An 18740-nucleotide genomic window follows, 5' to 3' on the forward strand; every position below is an offset into this window, starting at 1 on the left:
CTGTGACTTAATTAATATCAAAATTATATCACATTTTCTATATATTTTTATGAATATATATAATATAAGCATTTTTACTATTATTTAAACAACATAATTTAATTCTTGACAGGGGTAATTAAAAACTGTAATAAGTTTTCCTTCAGTAAATCCTATACTATCATATAATTTTCGTGCAGCTATACCTTTTACATCGCCTTTACGATAAGTTATCACTTTTAACTTTGTACCTTTTGGGATCAAATTAAACATATGGTGTATTAAATTTGTCGCAATTCCTTTCTTTCGATAGCTTGGATGAATTGCAAGAAATGCTAATTCATAATTCTTCCTTGAAAATATTAGTTCTCCTACTAATTTTCCTTTATCATCTTTTGCAATTAATGCTTCTTGATTCAAAATACTTTGGTGCAACACATTTCTATATTCGCCTAAATCTAATCCTGGAAAACTTTCTTTAACAAGTTCTAAAAGACTTATCCAACTCTCAAAATCACAGTTTTTTGCGTAATCTATTTTCACAACATTCACCTCTCTTTTAATATTTAATTCTTTTATTTTACCATAAATACTGTATTAATTAATTTTCAACGAATCATGACTTGCTTCACAACCGCCTATGAAAACAAATATTTAATATATTTTCATAGCAAAGACCATTGTTCATATTTTCAATATCAAAGATTAGTCCACATTATTTTCAGAAAAAGTATATATCCTAAATTTAAAATAGATACAAATAGTATTTTAATAAATTGTTCGTATTTTTAGTTGTTACGTCAAATATGAATATTATTTATCAATCAAATACCTTTTGAAAATTCATTATTAGCAATATTACGTATTCGATTCATAGTTTTATAGAAAATAATTGGTTCTTCAATATGAGGTGCATGCGAAGAACGCTTAAACCAAATCAACTCTTTTAGTGGAGCCTCTAATTGATTATAATATTTAACTACTAATTCAAAAGTAGACACATAATCATATTGTCCAGTTAGAAAAAATACTGGTATCTTGATTTGTGGAATTTGATTAAGCAAATCTACATTGTCAGACCATCCCCATAGACTTTCAGCTGAAAAATTAAGTCCTTTTCTATAAATTACTTTATTTAATGGAAAAATTTTATTTGAGATTATATAATTAAATATCATATAAAAATTAATTTTTATATGGTTACCTTTTCCAAGTTTATACAACCACTGTCTTTCAGTATGTATTCCATTTCTTCCATTGCAATATAAACCATCTTCCATTTTTGCTATTGTTGTTAATTCTTCTATTGCTTGATTATTCTTATGTTTTCGAGCCATTTTAAGTGTATAATTATACGAAATTTCCTCGTTCAATCTACCATTTACAACTTGTCCTATTCCGATATAGGCATAAAAATTATCAGGATATCTGTCTACTGTACTTATTCCTAAGAAAGACCCCCATGAATGGCCTACTAAAAAAATTTTATCCTTATTAAATTCCTTCTTCAAATATTCCACTAATTCATTTGTATCAGCTAACAGTTGTTTAACATTTATTGATTCTTTAGTAACTTCATTTGTATATGAATTTCCCGCACCACGTTGGTCCCAGTTAACAATGGTAAATATTTTTTCAAGTTGAAAATCATAATATCTGCGTACTGCTCCTGGTCCTCCATGCAAAAAAAGCATTATAGGATTGGAAATATTTCTACCTCTAATAGAAATCCATTGACCTACTCCACCTAACTGAATTATTTTAGTTATATTAACGTTTTTATTGAGTTTCTGTAGACCTAAATATTTTAACATCTCAATACCTCTCAATATTTTTAGTCTTGATATATATAATTAAGTAAAATTAATGTTAGTTTATAATATCTTACAATTGTTATTTAGCTTATATGGAAATTATAACATATTATCTAAATTCACTTATTAATTTATAAAAAGCATGAAGGTTTTTAACACTGCATTATTGGATTTTCAAAGACCATCATTCTTATTTCCAATTTAAAAAGTTACGTCACAATTTTTTCAAAATGTGAACCAAATTATATTTTGTTTTTAATACTTTCTACCATAGGTTTAAAGTTTAAGAACTCAGTATTATCGCCTTTTAATATACATTCATTTTTACAAGGACATTTTTCACAACCAATATTATCTGATGTTTCAATGAAATCACACATTTTTACAAATGTATTAAAAAGCAATTCTAAAGTTTCTTTATCATCCATATAAATCTTCTCCCTTACATTTAATTTTGTAATATTTTCATAATACCTAACTATCATGGATTTAAAATAACTAGACATTAGTTTTTGTTATACGACGTAAAAACACCGCAAAATTCAAATTTCAATAATGCAGTGTTTTAGTAAATCCTTCGCCTTTTCAGTTGTTACGTTAAATAAAAGTACAATGCTGTGACTAAAATTATGATGTTACAAGTACCCTCTCCCCCTTATGTTACATAAAATGAGTGTACTTGCTAATACAAAATTTATTTTATTAATATTTTAGATTTCTCTTTTCTTTCTTCTATTTTACTTTTCATACGTGTACTTACAAATTCCATACAAGAAGGAAAATGTTGTTGTATAGCTTTTATCTCGATTTCTGTTAGACCTCCTTTATTCGCTACTTCATACGAAATCATTTTGGGGTCTTTTCTTGAATGCAAAATATAATCAATTGTCCCTCTTAATGATTCATAAAACACTTCTTTTTCATCAAGGTTTTCAATATTAAAATATTCACTAAAATAATCTAATATTGAGCAAAATAAACCTGGTGAACAGGTAGTTAGAGTGCCTATTCTATCGAAATCCTCATCATTTTTCACATGATACAATTTTGTTACAGGACTTAAAAGTTTACAAAAATCATTTAATTCTGCTTCTGTTACTTCATCATTGCCATCAAACAAACTAACACCTTCACAAATTTGCCAATTTACATTTGGAAGTAATCTAATGACCTTTAGTCCACTAAACTTGGCATTTAACACCGCTAAAGATAGTCCATTAGCACATGAAACAAGAATGGAATTTGTTCGCTTTAATTCCTCAATAAAATTTAAATCCAAATTAATTAAGACATCTACTGAAATTATACAAAAAAGAATTGTTCTTTCTTTTATCAACTCATATAAACTATCCTTTTTTTAAGATTACTATAAATTTTATTTAAATCATTTATTTTAGACTCTGTTCGGTTAAATATTGAAATTTCTATATCTGATACTCTGCTTAAACCTGTAAGCAATGACTTTGCTAAATGACCTGCTCCATAAATGGATATATTAATCATTTGTATCACTAATCATATAATAAATTTTGTAATTTTTTTACTAATATGACGTATACCACTACAATAACTGTGATTTAATTAATATCAAAATTATACCACATCTTCTACATATTTTCAGGATTATATAAAAAGCTTAAGCATTTTTACTATTATTTAAGCAACATAATTTAATTCTTGACAAAGATAATTAAAAACTGTAATAAGTTTTCCTTCAGTAATTCTTGAGAATTATATTTTCTATCTCCACATAACGCTTGTATGCAAATCTGAAAATAAAATTGATTTATCCAAGTTAGGGTTCCTTTCAAAATGCATATCAGTCCATTTCCATATAACACTTTTATAATCAAACAGTATATCGCTTTTAGCATCTCCATACTCTTTTGCAGGAAATTCTATACTAGGTGTTATTAAGCAATTTATTTGCTTAATAACAGGTTCAAAAAAAGTAAATTATAATAGCCTTTCTTTTTACGTCAGATTAAATAATCTGACACAAAAAGAATAAGATTATTTAATCTGACTATAATTTAAAAATATAAAAAAATTTTATAGGACTGAAAAAAAGTGATAGAAATAATAAAGATGCCTTACGGCATAAGAAAATATAATAAGCTTAATAAGTATAATAGGTTTCCCATAAAATATGGATGCGAAGCATGCGGATATGAAGGAAAACTATATAGACATGGATTCTACTATAGAAATTTGATTACATTTAACAAAGCTTATAGAGTAGTTATCATTAGATATAGGTGCAAATCATGCCATAAGACGTACTCTCTTATTCCAAGTTTCATAATACCTTATAGACAATACACCTATCATGTTATATTAACTTGCCTTATTATTATGTTTAAATTTAATTACTCATTTAGCAAAATTATTAAGTTTGTTAACTCTATAAATTGTATGTTATCCATAAACAAAACTCATTTATCATTTTGGAAAAGCAGACTAATAACTTCTTTAACGGCTATTCGCCTATTTTTTGCACAACTTAAAATATTTTGCCCTGATACCAAAAATGTTTTTCCATCCAATTTACTTACAATGATTACTGATTTTTCACGTTTAAGATATGATTTTAATTTAAGATTTTTCTTAGATATGCCTAAATATTTTTTCTGTAAACCTTAATTACAGAAGCTTTAGTTTTTTTGCCCTTTATCAAATTAAACACTTCTTATTTTTTTAATGCTTATTTACTTAAAACTTGTCTCAACTTTTAAATTTTATTTTGAAGTTCTTATATTTTTCCACACAACTTTTAACGGTTAAGGCTGATTATTGAGGTACATAATTAAAAATGAAAATAAACTCAAAGTTGAAGGAGGCATTTAATTATGATATCTCATGAATTAAGCCAAAAAATAGCTCTGTTTAGATACTCTCTAATTGCACCTATAATCACTAATACTTTTACTCAATCTTCTGTTAAAGAATATTTATCAGAAATTGCTGCTAAATCTTATACTATGCCTAACGGCGGAAGAAAAGAGTATTCTCCGGCTACAATTAAAGGTTGGTTAACCTTATATAGGAAACATGGTATAGACGGTTTATATCCTAAAACAAGAGATGACAAAGGTTGTTCAAGAAAAATTTCGCAAGAAACAAAGCAGTTCATTATAAACTGCAAAATTAATTCCCCCAAAAAAACTGCTAAACATATATATCATGAAGTTATTGCCAAAGGATTTGAAAATGAAAACAATATATCTCTTTCTACAATAACTAGATTCATAAAACAGGCTAATATAGCACCTCAAAAGCTGGCGCCTCAAGATAGAAGAGCCTTTGAATTTGAATATGCGAATGAATGTTGGCAGTCTGATGTATCTGTTGGACCTTATCTCACTATTCAAGGCAGAAAATATAAAACTTATATTATAGCTTTCCTTGATGATGCTAGTAGGCTTATTGTTGGATGTAAAGTATTTTTTAAAGATGATTTATTGTCTCTTATGGCTGTTTTTAAAGATGCGGTAGCATCTAAAGGTATTCCTAAAAAAGTTTTTGTTGATAACGGAAAGATATATAAAAGTGAACAGTTTCAACTTATATGTGCTTCACTTGGGTCTATTTTAAGCTTTGCTAGGCCATATTCTCCTCAATCGAAAGGTAAAATTGAAAGGTGGTTTCAAACAATGCAAAAACAATGGATGAATTCAATAAACTGGGGTGATTTTAAGTCAATAGACATTTTGAATGAATCTCTATTGACTTATGTTAATCACTATAACAAAACCTTTCATTCATCAATAAATTCTACACCCTTTGATAAATATATGAATAATATTGAAAATTTAAGGTTTGTTTCCTCTAAAAGTGAACTTGATCATTTATTTTTATATAAAGTTCAACGTACTGTTAAAAATGACTCCACAGTATCCATAGGAACTAAATTATTTGAAGTTCCATTAAAGTATGTAAGAGAAAAAATAAATATTCGTTATGATCCTACTTCACTTGATAAAGCATACATCTTCTCTGAAGATGCTAAGCTTACAGATACTATTTTCCCACTAAAAAAAATTGATAACTCAAAGGTTAGAAGATCTAATAATGATTCTGTTGATTTTTCTGCCTTTAAAGCTAACTAACCGGAGGTTGATATTATGTATAAAACTTTTTATGGGTTAACCTTTGACCCATTTGATAAAAATATTGATTTAACACACAGCTTTAAATTCCAAGACTTTAATCACGCATTAAGCAGATTAGAATTTTTAAAATCTGTTTTGGGCATTGGTGTACTTACTGGTGAACCCGGAGTAGGTAAGTCTTTCCTACTCCGTTATTTTGTAAATTCACTCAACCCCAATTTATATAAATGTATATATATTCCTATTTCGACCTTAACGGTCATGGATTTTTACAGAGCTCTTTGTGATGGTCTTAGAATAATTCCTGCCTGTAAAAAAGTTACTATGTTTAAACAAATACAGGAAGCTATATACACTTATAGTCATAGTAAAAATATAACCCCAGTCATTATATTAGATGAATGTCAGTTTTTAAGCAATTCCATCCTTGATGATTTAAGAATTATATTTAACTTTAATATGGATTCAAAGAATTATGCTATGCTAATTCTTTCAGGTCAACCTAACTTTTTACTTCAACTCAGCAGACAAATTCATGAAGCGCTGCGCCAGCGAATTTTAATGAATTATTGCTTACGAGGGCTAACGCCAGAAGAATGTAAACCCTACATAATTTCAATGCTTAAAGCCGCAGGCTGCATAGAACCTATTTTTACTGATGATGCATTTGAACTTATGTATTCAACCACAAATGGCTCTATAAGACCTTTAAATTCTCTAACGAGAATGTGTCTTATTTCTGGTGCTAATCAAAAACTTTCCTCTATTAATGCTGAAATAGTTTATAAAGCTCAAAGCGAAATTGACCTTACAATTTAATTTTAAACACTGCTTACTTGGCAGTGTTTTTTTATACCTATATTAATTGTCTAATTTTCATATTTTATACATTGTGGATATTGTGAAGAAAGGTTGATTTAATTTGACTTTTTACATATTTTTTTCTATCGTAAGATTATTTAATCTGCATTTTTACCATATTATTACTTAATTTAGGTTGAAATAATTTGACTTTGAATAGCTTAAATAATTTGACGCGTAACAACTAGGAATTGAACTTTGCAATCTGTTATCTAAATCATGAAACATATCAATAATGGCTTCAGCAGACATATCCATATAAGTCTCAATGTTTTAGGGGGTAGCCACAAGAAAAAGCCCTCTTTTACTAAACGGAGGGTTCATTTTGTTTTCTATCATCTGAATCCATAGATACTCTGGTTTGAACCTATTTAAAGAATTTGACTCTTTTATATAGCTCGGCAGCCTAATCAAATCCCGCTCTCTGATAAACTCATCTATTATTTTCTTTGCATTTCCACGATAATCAAGCAAACGATAATAGGGTTCACTTCCTACTGCTTTTAATTTTTCTGTTAGCACATCCATCTGTTCAATATTGCTTCTTAATAGAAATACTGAATTATCTTTGGGGATATTGCTTCTTGAAACTGCTTCCGAGAGAGCCAATAAATAATCAAAATCACCTTTTCTATGAACAAATTCATCATGGAATTTTCTGTCACCAAACCATGAAAAATTTACTTTAGTTACTCCAATATTTTTCAAATTTTCTACCCACCCATCAAGTTCAATACCCTCTCTTATCTTTGTTCCATTTAAATTTACAAAACCTGCATATTGGTCAGATAACTGTTGATTAACTTTAATTTGTTCTGATAAGTTTCCATACTCAGCACAATTATATACGCATAATTGTGGTTGAAATCCATATTTCTTATCAATTTCTTTGAATTTCAGTGCTAATTTTTTTAAATGCTCAAAATCAATTTTGGGAATTTTGTTATCACCAAAGCAGAGTAAACAATGACTGCATTTACAATGACAATCTGCTACATACTCATTAATAGTAAAATGGTCATCCTGTAATTCTATAAACAAACTAATCCCTGCCTTCGTTAAATAAATTAATCGTCTGTTAATAATAAGACCACAATAAATTACTAGTTTGGCTTTATTAATAGTAATTATATCATAACTTTTACAAACAAAAGCCGATTATGTTTCCACTAAAAACACAAATCATTTACTTCTTCACACTGTATTATTCAATTTTCAAAGGCCATCGTTCATATTTTCATTTCAAATAGAGCAAATTCGCCTCTATCAGGTAATAAGGTTTTGCCAACTAATTCAAACCCTAAACTTTCATATAAATTACACAACTTTTTCTTATTCCATCCTGTATCTAATCTTAAATATCCAATATTTCTTTTTCTGCATTCCTCTATAGCAAATTCAACCATTTTCCGTGATAATCCCATTCCTGAATATTTTCTTCTAACACATAACTTATGAATATATCCTGCTTCGTTCTCTTTTGCTTGGGGCCAAAACAAAGTATCCTTCCATTGTAATATCATGCAGCAAACATTATCATCTGAAACTTGTCCTATACAAAAGTCATCTTCATTGTTACCGATCATTAATTTTTCTCTTGCAAGGTACTCGTCTTTCCAAACATTTAACCCAACTGAACGTCCCCATTTTGTTACTTCTTTCATTATATTAATAGCAGTTTCAACGTCTCCCCTCAATACTTTAAAGTTATTTACCATACTTTTACCCCCTAAATAAAACTTATTATCTGAAGTTTTATTGATTAAGTCGTAATATCCTACAACTAAGATTTAATTATTATGAAAATTATACCATGTGATTCACATATTTTCATATTCCTAGAGGTAATTTTACATTTTTATCATTCATAAACTGGCTAAATTGCTAATTTTAACAAAAGATTTTGTGTCAATTTATTTTTCACTTTAAATTTTTTTATGAATTATGTTAATATCTATATTATAAAAAAGTAAGTACATCACTGCATAAAAGAGCAATGATGTACCTATTTTTACACTACTTTCATTTTACTATTGTACTAACTTGTTCATTATTATATACATACCAGTTTGCTTGTTTACTTTTACTATTTGACTTCATAAAATCGTCAAATTCTTTTTTTGTAACTATTTTATTGCCAATGTAGTATGTCTCTGATATATTTCCATTTTCTTGGTTGGAGACTTCTGATGCTATTTGAATTTCATCGCTACCATTTTCATTAAATTTAAGCTTTGCAAAAGTATTATCAAAAGCACCACCTGATTCTAGAAAAGTACCATCGCTTTTTAAATCTTCTAATGCTCTTAAAACTCGATGATATCCATATACTTTGCCATTCATATAGTGAAGTATTTCGTATGCTTCTGGTGCATTAGTTGATGATAATTCTAAAATAACTTCTGGTATATTATCACCATCCATATCAAGTACTGTAAAATGTGTTATACTTTGTTTATTATTAATAAAATTGTTATCATTTAAAAAATCATTTAAGCTTCTACTTTTGCTATCATCTGTACTAAAAAACATTGCTCCATTTTGTAACACTGCACTATAAGCTAATATTGCCGAACTGCTATTGCTTATTAGTGATCCCAGTAGGTTATCTGATATAGAGCCTATACCACCATAAACCAAAACATTCGAATATTTCATGCTGTCAACGAATTGTTTTTGAAGCTTATTGTTATTACTATTAACTAAAAGAATCGGTGCATTTTTAGCTGCTGCATATGCTGTTCCTGCTAAAGCGTCTGCAAATTTACCATCTGTGTTGTCTTCTCCACCATACGCAAATGCAACAGTGTCACTTTGTAATTTAAATTGATTCATTATATTTAAATTTGTTTCATATCTGTCTTCACCAGTTAAATTAACTATATTTTCTTTAGAAACACCAGCAATACTTGCTATATTATCTCTGTTAGTTTGAGATATAACACCATTCCCACCCACAAAGTAAATTTTTGAAGGTTTTATTTTTTTCAATTCTTCTGCTGTAGAACTAGAAATACTATTAACATCTGTCATGAGAATTGGATAGCCTTTAGCTGCTGCTATACTGCTTATAGAAATTCCATCTGCATAACCTGCACCACTTACAAAAATTACTGGTGTTCCTTCAGCAACATTCATTTTGTCTAATACAGCTGAATTTGTATCATAGTCACTTTGTCCTGAAATTCTCTCTACATTGCTAAATCCAAAATTTTTAACTGTGCTTTCTACAGCTGAACTAACTCTTTTAGTGTTTCCGATGATATATACATTTTTGTCTTTAGACACACTGTTATTTAAAAAGTCTAATGAAGCTTTACTAAGAGTATTATTTTCTGTAAGCAAAATAGCTGCCCCCATTTTTTTAGCGAAAACACAGCTTGAGATAGCGTCATGATAATCTTCACCGTTTACTATTATTATTGCATTTAATTTATCAAACTGCTTTGCTATATTAACAGATGTTTCATATCTGTCCTGTCCACCTAGTCTTGTTACTCCAGACGCTTTGACCTCAGTAAAAGTAAGAGATGAAATGATTAAAAAGCTTGCTATTATTGCAATTATCTTGATTTTTTTACTTAACACATATATTCCCCCTTATGGTTTACAATGGTAAACTTATTTACTTTTGTATTGTATCATAATATAACAAATATTCAATTCTTGAATAAGTTTATCCAAAAAAACTGATATCGTATTTCTATCAGCTTGTGTTCCATAAAGATTTACACTAAATACTGCTTGATCATCAAATGTTGAAATAGCTAGTTGAAAATATGGACTATACTTAATTGAACCCGTCATATAAGCTTTAGTAATTTCAACTTTTCCAAAAGCAAGCCTTTTTTTATCAAGTATCCCTATATTGGTGAATGCAATAAACGGATTGGCAAATTTCTCTTTTACAATGTTTCTTATCACTTTATATGGTAATATATCAAACAGCTTTTCCAATAGGTTAATGCTCTTAATGCAAGCAATATTTGATTTTTCCTTGTCCATGGTATTTTTTACTTTAATAAGGGTTTGTTCAAATTCTTTACCAATCTCTGAACCTATATTGCAGTTGAGATTAGTAGATAGATTGCAAATACCCTCTGCTTTGCGATTAGGAAGATATTTTCTCATGTCCAAAGCACAAGTTGTGGTAATAACACGACCAAATATTTGAAAAAGTACACGTATGTAAGCTGTGAGGATTACATCGTTCACCGTAGCGCCATGTTTTTTAGCATAAGTTTTAATTTGACAAAAATGCTCTTTTGAAAGCGTGCGAATTTCTATAAAAGGATTGTTAAGATTTCCCTCAAGCTGGAACTTAGCTGGATCAAGCGAAAGCATATCATTTTTACTAAACATTATTTTTAGCTTGTCATGCATCGAAAATACCTTCAATATTTGGCTTATCTTTCTATTACGCATTGATACTGAAGGGTAATATGAATTTTCTTCTATATTTGAGTAAATGTCACTGAGCATATAAAGATACTCCTTAAATCCAGCAGCATCACATATCATATGATTGATTAGAACACAAAGCGTATCATTTTTGTCACCTCGAACAACTGCAATTTTCAGTTGTGGACCATTTAAAGCATCAATTTCTTTACAGATAAATTCATTAACACTTTTATCCGTATTTGATGTTTCTAAAACCTTCACCATATCATCTGCTGTGTATCGTTTATCCTCCCAGTAAGATTTATTTTGGGTTTCATTAAAACTGCTTCTAATTAGTGGAAAAGAATCTGCTGAAAGGTTGACAGCTTGTTTTAAACGTTCTAAATCAAGTTTTTCTCCAAGTACTGCTACAAAATGTAAAGTATGATCATTGATACTTTTAACTTTAAAAATGTGTTGAAACATATCCCACGCTTCAACTTTATAATTTAAAGATTGATTGTTTAGCATTTTACCGCACCCTTCCCTAAACGAATATCAATAATAAATATATAATAATTTTCAAATTTTAATAATTATCTATCAAAATATGTCATTTGATTTTCTTTAATGAAGATGAAATATCTTTATATAATAATGTCTGCATACTATCATCATATATCGCTATATCTGCTTTCATTAACGCTTCTCGGATACATTCAACTAAATTTGATTTATATTTTGTAATATTCGGCAGTGCCTTAATACACTGTCTGGATGTAATTGGTTTTTCATCCAATATATGTTTTAAATAATCATCTATAATTTTATCAATCTTGTTTTCCGTGTCCCATTTAGCATTAACAGATATTAGGGCAATGCCTCTGTTTCTTATATATGAATTCTTATCTTCAATCATTTCAACAAACCTATCAAAAAATTTATAAACCTCATTAGATTTTTCACTTTCAGTTTCTAGCATCTGTAGTGCTTGGTATGCAGCTTTATTATCTTTAGAAAATAATCTTTCAATCAATTCTGTAACACTATACACATTTTCACCTTCTTAAATCAATACTAATAATTACAATACTCAGCTTCCAAAGTTGAATTCTGTATGTTTTAGTTAATTATAACATATTTTTAAAGTATTACGTTGATTTACCATTAAATCTCTTTTGAGCATAAATCATAACAAAAGCAGTCTGTTGTATGGTCGTTTACCATCCCTACTGCTTGCATAAAAGAATAACAGATTGTACTGCCTACAAACTTAAATCCATCTTTTTTTAACTGTTTGCTCATTTTATCACTTAGTTCATTTGAACAGGGAACTTCTTCTATACTCTTCCAAGAATTAATAATGGGCATGTTATCTACAAAATTCCATAGGTAATTAGAAAATGAACCATACTTGTTTTGAATTTCTAAAAATGATTTAGCATTAGTAACAACACTTTCGATTTTTCGTCTATTACGAACAATACCTTTATCTTCCATTAATGACTTCAATTTTTCCTCTGTATATTTAACAATCTTTTCTGCTTCAAAATTATCAAAAGCTTTCTTATAATTTTCTCTTTTTTTTAGAATAGTCCACCAGCTTAATCCTGCTTGTGCTCCTTCTAAACACAACATTTCAAACAACTTTCTATCATCATACACTGGTACTCCCCATTCTTTATCGTGATACTCAATATATAATTTTTCTTCTGTCACCCAAGCACATCTTTTAATCATCTAGAATACCATCCTTTTGCTTTATATTTTAATCTTCATCTACCTTCTTAAATTTCTTGTTAATTTTTTACATTTGAGTCATTTGCTATGAGTACTAAACTGATAATTTTAAATTACTTAAAATATGTTTCAAATCCATTACTAACAATACATGAACCCTTTGGAACTTGAGTTGCTATTAAACACATATTAAGACAATCAACACATGAACCCATTGCATTTATTAAACATAGAAATATTGTGAATCCATTTACCCATCCTAAAAAACTTATAATGAAAGGTAATATAATTGATAACAAAATGAAAGGCATTGCAGAAATAATTAAAAATCTGTTCCTTTCAATTTTTTCAGTAGTGTAAACAAATCCGCAAATACCATTTATTCCCCAATATGTTTTATCTGATTCAAATACATTAGGTATAAAAAAAGCATGAATAAATTCATGTATAGTCATAAATATAAAAATTATAACAACATATACAAGGGTAAATAAATTCACCTTAAAAGTAATACTAAATTCATGCTGACTGAAAAAAAGTTCTTTCAATGGTGGATATAAATAATAGAAAATGCCCATAGAAATAATTCCATTTATAAACATGAAAGGTATTGATAGTAAAGTTGCTGTACCTAAATTAGAAGGTTCTTTTAGTTTTATCCATCCCTCTGATATTAGTTTACTACTTAGTTCTTTATCTGTAGAAGGCATTTTTTTTGAATATTTCATTAATCAGACTCCTTTTTATTAAACATAACTAATTTTTATCTGATGCTATCATCTGTAACACACCCATCACACTCTGAGAAATCGATTTAGAGTGCTTAGGATGTGCTTAAAGGCTTATATTCCCCTGTATAACTTCTTCTAAAAATCACTTTATTCATCAAAAAAATCTTTATGAGAAATATCTACATTATTATGAGCATTTACGCTTATATCAAAATTGCCACTTGCATTTTTCCCTGCAATTTTAATAACATATTTCCCATCTTTAGGAGTAGAAAAACTTATATTTCCTTTATCCTTCAATTCATTTTTTTTAGCTACAATATTATTTTTTGAATCCAAAACTACAATATAAAATTTACCACTATTAATTTTTGTATTATCAACAATATTTATTTCATTACCTTTATTGGATGTAAATTGTATTAAAGACCATTGACCATCAAATTTTTTAAAATCAAAGCTTCTACTGTTTTTAACCATTTTGTCATTTTGACACTCTTCAACGTTTTTTTCAAGAACATTGCTTGATAAATACTGATCCGAATCAATATTATTAAAGCAGCTCCTATACAACACTGTTCCTCCTGCAATTATTATGCTTATTAGCAGAAAGATAATTGAATTTCTTCTTTTTTTCACCTTATAAACCTCCATTTCCAAAATATAAATCTTTCATAATTTAAAAGTAATTTTTGCAAAAAACTTCTATTTTCTTCTTTTAAAAACAGCTGTCACTTCTAATGTTTGTCCGTCACTTCCACCTATTGGAATGCAAGATACTAACTCCCAACCTTCATTTCCAAGTTCATTAAGTTTAAAGTTAAAGTCTTCAATTTCTAATATTGTACTAAAAAAACCTTTAGTTTCAAATTTAATACTTTTATATTCCCATTTGTCCAACTTAATCCCCTCCTTTACTTAAGGACTCTACCCCAATTATTACACTATTCAATAAACATAATTAAATTACTTATAGCATTTATAATATCTATATTTTTGAACTCTGCTATTCCATTTTCAATATCTGATATCTTTTTAAAAGGATTTATATTAAGCATATTTGATCTCCCCCTAATCTTGTATTAACAAATTGCTTAATAAATATTATATCATGATAATATTGAGATTTTTACACTTAATGGTTATACTATACAAAAAAACAGTTCAAAAGTACAAATTTAATACTGAATTGCAAAGCTATTCCTAATGGTATTCCTCACAGGCAAACTCCATCTGATTCTAAGAATTACTTGATTTTTATGTGAAAAAACGCTGCTTTTATCTTATTAATTGATACTTTATCATCCTTATATAATTTGAAGTAAAAAAGTACCTTTAATGCTTATATTTCAAAGCTTTAAAGGCACTTTTTAATAGTTTTTTGCTTCTTCTCTCGTCAGCCAAAAGTGAATGCCTGTAGTAGAATCCATCCATCGGTTCTCATTAAAATCTTTTACTTCTACCCACTCACCTACACGATAAACAAAATTATCATCTACCAAAGACCAAGCTTCCATGTAATTTTCCTTGTAGTCAAAACTTTTTATTGTAAGAACTTTTGCTTTATTGCAGCGGCAAGAAGGTAATGTAGCCGAAGTACGCTTTGCATCTGCTGGTATGAGAAGCTGTACCAAACGATTATTAAAACACTTCTTATATCCAAGAAAAGCTCCCTTCTCTGGACAACGTAAACGAAACCATTTTGTATTTTCATCAGAAATAATACCTTCTAATTTAGCATACTCAAGCACTGCACCATATAAATTTGCATCCTCAATGTTGCAACCTCGCATATCTGCATATCGAAGCGCTGCACATTCTAAATTTGCATGTATAAAATCTGTGTTACGTAAAGTACATTCATCAAACAATACATTACAAACACTACTGTACTCTAGATTTGCCTCATCAAACCTAATTCTATGAAATGCACTTAAAGAGAAATCAATGTTAGATAAATCCCAACCTGTAAAATCCATATCAAAAAGCTCTATCTCTCTTAAAACAAGTCTTTCTTTTGATTTCCTATTTTTTAATATATTCTTAAATTCCTCTTGTGATAATTTATGCATAATATTTCCCTCCTCAATTATAGATGGGCAATTCTATGTACTTCCACTCATTTAAAATACAAATAATCTTTATATTTCAAGTATACTATTGTACCACTCAATTTTCAAAGACCATTGTTTATATTCTTTCATCTGATAATATCAGTAAATCCCATTCATATACCTTAACTCTGAACAACCCACTTTGAATTATTGGATCTTTTTCAGCAATTGTTTTTGCCTCTTCTAAATCCTTAGCTTCGAACATAATCATTCCACCTGATTCATTGGCAAAGCCTCCTCCAACAAAATATCTTTCATCAGCAACACCCTTTAAGTACTCTATGTGATCCTGAAAATCTTTTGAAGTGACTTCTCTTTCACTATTCTTATAATCAATTCTTACAAATAACTTATCACCCTTTTTCATATCAATTACTCCTTTAGCCTCTTTAGAACATTTGTTCGTAATGATAATAGCACATATTTCTACTAATGTAAATAAGCTTTCATTTTTATTTAATATTACAAAAGCGCTGCATAAAAAAGTGTCAATCGCATGATTGACACTTTTGAATATCAAATTTTTAATTATTTCCACTGTCTACTTGATAGAAGGCAGTTCATAATTTAAATACAGTATTTTATTAGTTTTATATTTTGTTATGAAATAACATAGTATATTCTATTTCATTTGTTTCTTCATTAAAATGTTCGTCCAAAACCTTAAAACCATTTTTATGATAAAAATTCACCGCATTTTTGTTTTTCATAAAAACATCTAATTTAAGAAACAAATATTTACACTTACAATAATCTATTAGCTTGTAACCTATGCCTTCCCCTTGATATTCCTTTTTCACAAAAAGTCCTGCTATATAATTTCCTTCTGTAATTCCTATAAATCCTTTTATAACATTATTTTCTTCAAATATATAAATATCAGCTAACGGCAGCATTTGTTTAACCAAATCATAATTATTAATCCAGTACTCCTTTTGTATAAAATCATGTGCCTCTATATTAGTATCAAGCCAAATTTTCATTACTGAATCTAATTTACTTAAATTAAAACTTTTAATCATACTCTTCTCCTTAATTTCTTAGAATATTAAAAATTAGAGCAACATCCACTCATCAAGTTCACCCTTTCTTCTAAATACAATTGTATTTTCCATTCACTAAATTCACTATTTGTATAAATCTAAAAATATAAATTATAATCACATTACCTTATAATTGTTATTTAATTTATATGCAAATTATATCATAGCATCTAAATATATTCATTATATATTAATCACCACTTCTTAATTAGCTGCATATAATATAAAGAAAATATTTTGTGTGGAGAGTTAGAATGGAGCAATCTATAACTGAAATGTATCAAGAATCCCCTTATCTAAATGAATATATCCCTAATTCATTTGAAAATGATTTCAGGCAGCATGGCGGTATGCATGGGGGCATGGGTATGCACGGCGGTATGCATCATGGTTTCCATCATGGTTTTGGTCACAATTTTGGATATCCTGGTTTTAATTTTGTATACCCTATTTATCAATATCCTATTTACCAATACCCTATTTATCAGTATCCTATTTATCAATATCCTATTTATGGATACCCTATTTATGGATATCCTGGTTTTGGTCATGGCTTCCATCATGGATTCCATCATGGTGGTCATGGTGGTCACGGCGGTCATAGATATTATTAATACCAGATACAGCTAAAATACATTTAAGAACATGCCACATCATTTAACCATCAATGATGTGGTCTACTATACTTTTAATTTTTTTATTAACCACGCCATATTTTCACCCAAGTTTTTCATATTTTTCATGCCTTCCTCATCTTTTAAGACATCGCCAATGTCTTTTCCATAGACCATATTCCAATAAGTAGATCCTACCAGTAAAACCTCTTTATTAATAAAAAATGGTTTAAAGTATCTACTGCTGTCATTCCACCGCCACGTCGAACTGCTGCAACAGAAGCACCTACTTTATACTTAATTAGTCCATGATTAACTGAAATAATAACACCTGATCGTTCGAGAAAAGCTTTCATTTTAGATGATATATCAGCTGAATAAACTGGTGATCCCAAAATAATTCCATCTGCTTCAATCATTTTCTTAAAACATTCATTAAATGTATCTTTCTCAATCACACATTTTCCCTTTCCACTGCAAGCAAAACATCCTTTACAACCTTGAATTTCTTTATCAAATAACTGTATCAACTCTGTTTCTATTCCTCGTTTTTCTAATTCTTTAAATACTGTTTGAATTAATATTGCTGTATTTCCATTTTTGCGTGCACTACCACTTATTCCTATAACTTTCATACAAAACCCTCCTTCAGACTTTGTAATTATATACCTTAGACCTAACTCTAATGCAAGAATTATAAATAAAAAAGTAACTAAAATGAAAAAGTAAATTCTTGTTTGCAATAGTAATTTCATCTCTGATGATTTTAGTCCTACAAAACCATACTTTCTCTAAAATCAAAAATTTAACTTTTCATTTAACGTTACTTTTAAATTATAATATTAATATAAAATTGTTTATATAATCTAGCTTTTAAGGAGGTACTCATATTTAAATGAAAAATCAGTTCAATATCAGGGAAGTTTCCAAATTAACAGGTTTAAGTGAACACACACTACGATTTTATGAAAAACAGCTCTTAATAAAAAATATTTCTCGTGATAAAAATGGTTATAGGATTTATTCTGATTTTGACATAGAATGGATAAATTTTTTAATAAAAGTAAAAAATACAGGCATGCCTTTAAAGGATTTGCAATGTTATGCAGACCTCATGTCACAGGGTGATTCAACCATATTTGAAAGAGAAAAGATGCTTATAGAACATAGAAAAAGAGTAGAAATTCAAATTGAAGATTTAAAAACAATCTTGGACAGAATTGATAAAAAATTAGATCGATATCATCTACTAATGCAACAGTTATAAATAAAAAGTACTCTTAATACTTGTATATCAAAGCTTTAGGAGTACTTTATTCTGTACATTTATAACAATTAACTTAAAATTG

Annotated in this window: 22 protein-coding genes; 5 read left to right on the plus strand and 17 right to left on the minus strand. The window is 28.5% G+C overall.

Annotated features, from left to right (window positions below):
• Positions 1 to 84 precede the first annotated feature (84 nt).
• The 4 genes from Q6H37_RS18550 to Q6H37_RS18565 form a co-directional block, all read right to left on the minus strand.
• The gene (locus Q6H37_RS18550) at positions 85 to 522 is read right to left on the minus strand and encodes a GNAT family N-acetyltransferase (protein ID WP_318735087.1); all 438 of its coding nucleotides are present in this window, start codon (positions 520 to 522) and stop codon (positions 85 to 87) included.
• Between the two features lie 281 nt (positions 523 to 803).
• Positions 804 to 1793, minus strand: a complete 990-nt coding sequence (locus tag Q6H37_RS18555; protein WP_318735089.1) for an alpha/beta hydrolase — start codon at positions 1791 to 1793, stop codon at positions 804 to 806.
• Between the two features lie 242 nt (positions 1794 to 2035).
• The gene (locus Q6H37_RS18560; protein ID WP_318735092.1) at positions 2036 to 2221 is read right to left on the minus strand and encodes a hypothetical protein; all 186 of its coding nucleotides are present in this window, start codon (positions 2219 to 2221) and stop codon (positions 2036 to 2038) included.
• Between the two features lie 266 nt (positions 2222 to 2487).
• Positions 2488 to 3129, minus strand: a complete 642-nt coding sequence (locus Q6H37_RS18565) for a hypothetical protein (protein ID WP_318735094.1) — start codon at positions 3127 to 3129, stop codon at positions 2488 to 2490.
• A gap of 752 nt (positions 3130 to 3881) precedes the next feature.
• Here Q6H37_RS18565 and Q6H37_RS18570 point away from each other — a divergent pair.
• From Q6H37_RS18570 to Q6H37_RS18580, 3 genes are all read left to right on the plus strand, one after another.
• Complete coding sequence (locus Q6H37_RS18570; protein WP_318742904.1) at positions 3882 to 4436, plus strand: DUF6431 domain-containing protein; 555 nt, start codon at positions 3882 to 3884, stop codon at positions 4434 to 4436.
• 206 nt (positions 4437 to 4642) lie between these two features.
• Complete coding sequence (locus Q6H37_RS18575; protein WP_318734736.1) at positions 4643 to 5902, plus strand: DDE-type integrase/transposase/recombinase; 1260 nt, start codon at positions 4643 to 4645, stop codon at positions 5900 to 5902.
• 15 nt (positions 5903 to 5917) lie between these two features.
• Positions 5918 to 6724 carry an ExeA family protein gene (locus Q6H37_RS18580; protein ID WP_318735097.1) on the plus strand — a complete coding sequence of 269 codons (807 nt, stop codon included), beginning with the start codon at positions 5918 to 5920 and terminating at the stop codon, positions 6722 to 6724.
• Positions 6725 to 7039: 315 nt separating this feature from the next.
• Here the strand turns inward: Q6H37_RS18580 and Q6H37_RS18585 are convergent, their stop codons facing one another.
• The 12 genes from Q6H37_RS18585 to Q6H37_RS18640 all read right to left on the minus strand — a co-directional run bounded on the left by Q6H37_RS18585 (position 7040) and on the right by Q6H37_RS18640 (position 16756).
• Complete coding sequence (locus Q6H37_RS18585; RefSeq protein ID WP_318735099.1) at positions 7040 to 7807, minus strand: hypothetical protein; 768 nt, start codon at positions 7805 to 7807, stop codon at positions 7040 to 7042.
• A 188-nt stretch (positions 7808 to 7995) separates the two neighbouring features.
• Positions 7996 to 8484, minus strand: a complete 489-nt coding sequence (locus tag Q6H37_RS18590) for a GNAT family N-acetyltransferase (protein WP_318735102.1) — start codon at positions 8482 to 8484, stop codon at positions 7996 to 7998.
• A gap of 304 nt (positions 8485 to 8788) precedes the next feature.
• Entirely contained in the window at positions 8789 to 10354 is a 1566-nt protein-coding gene (locus Q6H37_RS18595; protein ID WP_318735104.1) for a cell wall-binding repeat-containing protein, read from the minus strand.
• Positions 10355 to 10387: 33 nt separating this feature from the next.
• On the minus strand, positions 10388 to 11680 hold the full coding sequence (locus Q6H37_RS18600) for a condensation domain-containing protein (protein WP_318735107.1): 1293 nt from the start codon (positions 11678 to 11680) through the stop codon (positions 10388 to 10390).
• An 82-nt stretch (positions 11681 to 11762) separates the two neighbouring features.
• A complete protein-coding gene (locus tag Q6H37_RS18605) occupies positions 11763 to 12203 on the minus strand; it encodes a SufBD protein (protein WP_318735109.1) in 441 nt (146 codons plus the stop codon).
• 113 nt (positions 12204 to 12316) lie between these two features.
• A complete protein-coding gene (locus Q6H37_RS18610) occupies positions 12317 to 12889 on the minus strand; it encodes a DNA-3-methyladenine glycosylase I (RefSeq protein ID WP_318735112.1) in 573 nt (190 codons plus the stop codon).
• 113 nt (positions 12890 to 13002) lie between these two features.
• A complete protein-coding gene (locus Q6H37_RS18615; protein ID WP_318735115.1) occupies positions 13003 to 13617 on the minus strand; it encodes a DUF3267 domain-containing protein in 615 nt (204 codons plus the stop codon).
• Positions 13618 to 13767: 150 nt separating this feature from the next.
• Positions 13768 to 14259, minus strand: coding sequence for a hypothetical protein (locus tag Q6H37_RS18620; RefSeq protein WP_318735118.1), 492 nt, complete (start codon positions 14257 to 14259; stop codon positions 13768 to 13770).
• A gap of 66 nt (positions 14260 to 14325) precedes the next feature.
• Positions 14326 to 14520: a DUF4177 domain-containing protein gene (locus Q6H37_RS18625; protein WP_318735121.1), complete on the minus strand. Its 195-nt coding sequence runs from the start codon at positions 14518 to 14520 to the stop codon at positions 14326 to 14328.
• Between the two features lie 470 nt (positions 14521 to 14990).
• Positions 14991 to 15692, minus strand: a complete 702-nt coding sequence (locus Q6H37_RS18630; RefSeq protein WP_318735124.1) for a pentapeptide repeat-containing protein — start codon at positions 15690 to 15692, stop codon at positions 14991 to 14993.
• A gap of 118 nt (positions 15693 to 15810) precedes the next feature.
• A complete protein-coding gene (locus Q6H37_RS18635; protein WP_318735126.1) occupies positions 15811 to 16101 on the minus strand; it encodes a YciI family protein in 291 nt (96 codons plus the stop codon).
• Positions 16102 to 16324: 223 nt separating this feature from the next.
• On the minus strand, positions 16325 to 16756 hold the full coding sequence (locus tag Q6H37_RS18640) for an N-acetyltransferase (protein WP_318735128.1): 432 nt from the start codon (positions 16754 to 16756) through the stop codon (positions 16325 to 16327).
• A 275-nt stretch (positions 16757 to 17031) separates the two neighbouring features.
• Here Q6H37_RS18640 and Q6H37_RS18645 point away from each other — a divergent pair, with 275 nt between their 5' ends.
• A complete protein-coding gene (locus tag Q6H37_RS18645; protein ID WP_318735130.1) occupies positions 17032 to 17391 on the plus strand; it encodes a hypothetical protein in 360 nt (119 codons plus the stop codon).
• A 194-nt stretch (positions 17392 to 17585) separates the two neighbouring features.
• On the opposite strand, the gene Q6H37_RS18650 is transcribed toward Q6H37_RS18645, so the two are convergent.
• Complete coding sequence (locus Q6H37_RS18650; RefSeq protein WP_412523869.1) at positions 17586 to 18026, minus strand: flavodoxin family protein; 441 nt, start codon at positions 18024 to 18026, stop codon at positions 17586 to 17588.
• Between the two features lie 260 nt (positions 18027 to 18286).
• Here Q6H37_RS18650 and Q6H37_RS18655 point away from each other — a divergent pair, with 260 nt between their 5' ends.
• Positions 18287 to 18658, plus strand: coding sequence for a MerR family transcriptional regulator (locus Q6H37_RS18655; RefSeq protein ID WP_318735132.1), 372 nt, complete (start codon positions 18287 to 18289; stop codon positions 18656 to 18658).
• Positions 18659 to 18740: the final 82 nt, after the last annotated feature.

Origin of the sequence: Clostridium sp. JS66, from assembly GCF_033561535.1 — a bacterium.
GTDB classification, from domain to species: Bacteria; Bacillota; Clostridia; order Clostridiales; family Clostridiaceae; genus Clostridium_AM; species Clostridium_AM carboxidivorans.